Raw genomic sequence first — 1,709 nt, 5'->3', positions numbered from 1 at the left:
CCGCGACGCGGCCAACTGGACGTCTGCGTCGGGCAGTTGATTCAAAGCCTGGACGATCTTGTTCGGCGAGGGGACGTTGTCCAGCGCACGCAGTACCTCCGGGCCATACCGAACTGTCAGTTCCGCAGTTTCTTCGGCTAACGCTTCCCCACCTTCGCGCATCACCTTGGCGGACACCCGTTCGACCGCTTCTGACCCCAGTTCCTTGGCGATCCGCTCCGCGACATCTTCGCCAACTTTTTTGGCGCCCAACCTGAGCAGTGACTGGGAAAGCATCGACGCCGGCGAGCCGTTCGCTGACGCCAAAGCGGTGAAGCCAAACAAGACGCCAACAAAACAAAATGTAAAGGCTCTCATGTTGCATCTCCGAGCAGGCGTTGCCGAAAGACTTCGCCATAGGCCCGCTGCAGCTGGTCGCACGAGTCGTTCAAAAGGTTCTTCAAACCAGGGCGCGGCTGCAAATCGGGCATTTCTTCGCCCGTGACTCCGTTCAAAACTGCTTGTTCGACTTGGTCGATCAGCCGACGCACCGTCTCGCGCAACTCCCCATGCACACTTTCCGTACACCACCGTTCGACAGCCAGTGCAACGATCACGCCAACTGCAACACCGAGCGTTGCGCCGACAGGCCCCGTGACAAGCCCCCCTCCTCCGCCCACCGCTGCTCCGGCGCCGAGCGAACCACCGCTGACGCCGACTAATCGAATCAGAATCGCGACGAACATCTGCTCGGCGACGACCCCGGCGACGCCGGAAGTCGCTTCCGTAGCCACGAACAAAGCAGCGTCGCGTCGACCTGTCTCCGCAGCGAACGACAGCAGCATTTCATGAACGTCGCGCGTAAAAGTGGCCGCATCGAGTTGGTTGAGCTCTAAAATCGAAGCGCTGCTGACAGCGGCCTGGATTTCTGCGAGCATTTTCGCCTGGTTCGTCTCGATGTCTTGGCGAAACATCGTAACCGCCGCCCCGAGATCTCGCTCGATGCGTTCCGCCGAGAAGAGATGCTTCTCCAGCTTTCTGCCGATGAAGTCCCCCACGGTCTCGCTTTCGTACCACCAGTCGATTGGCATTCGGCGAATGACGCCGAATCGACTTCCCATACTTGTGACGTCCCGCGTAAACGGAACAATCCCGGAGCGATATCCCGCGAAGGAGTCCGCGATTCGCGCCAAACATCGATCTGCGGCAGCGCGATTCGCCTCGTCCGCTTCGCGAATCGCCGGCAACACCTGCTCGTCAAAGACCGTTCGGCGAATCGCCGCTGGATCCTGAAACGACTTCGAACCGCGTTCAACTGTCGGCGGCCCGACGCGACGCCAGCAGACTGCTGTTACCCCAGCAACGAGAACACATAGTCCCATCGCGAAGACCAATCGTGGAACACCATAGGGTTCGTAACAACGACGACGAATACTCCGCTGTTCTCCATGTTTCATATTCAATTCCTTTCTAAGAGTGGAATTCGAACAACTCGTTCGCCGGCCGATCCAGCGAACTTCTTCCGCTTCTCGCTCAGAACCGACGCGTAACGCTCACTTGGAACATCTTGCCTTGACGTCCTTCTTTACGACGATTTTTCGAGCGACGATTCTCGCCAGCATCCTGACAAAGTCCCGCGTTGCGGCGGCGACTTCCTTGGTCGCTGGATTCGCCGGGCGACTTTCGCCCCGATCTCGGTTCGCCATAAGACCTGCTCCTTTCAACTTGCT

Annotated in this window: 2 protein-coding genes; both read right to left on the bottom strand. The window is 58.7% G+C overall.

From position 1 onward, the window contains the following. The coding region (locus LOC68_RS11015; protein ID WP_230218446.1) for a hypothetical protein at positions 1-357 on the bottom strand (357 nt) is incomplete at its 3' end. Continuing rightward, complete coding sequence (locus LOC68_RS11010) at positions 354-1,100, bottom strand: hypothetical protein (protein WP_230218445.1); 747 nt, start codon at positions 1,098-1,100, stop codon at positions 354-356. The genes LOC68_RS11010 and LOC68_RS11015, both read right to left, overlap by 4 nt. Between the last annotated feature and the right edge of the window lie 609 nt (positions 1,101-1,709).

Source organism: Blastopirellula sediminis, assembly GCF_020966755.1.
Lineage (GTDB): Bacteria > Planctomycetota > Planctomycetia > Pirellulales > Pirellulaceae > Blastopirellula > Blastopirellula sediminis.
Note: the sequence above shows the minus strand (reverse complement) of the source record. Positions and strands in the feature narration are given on the sequence as shown.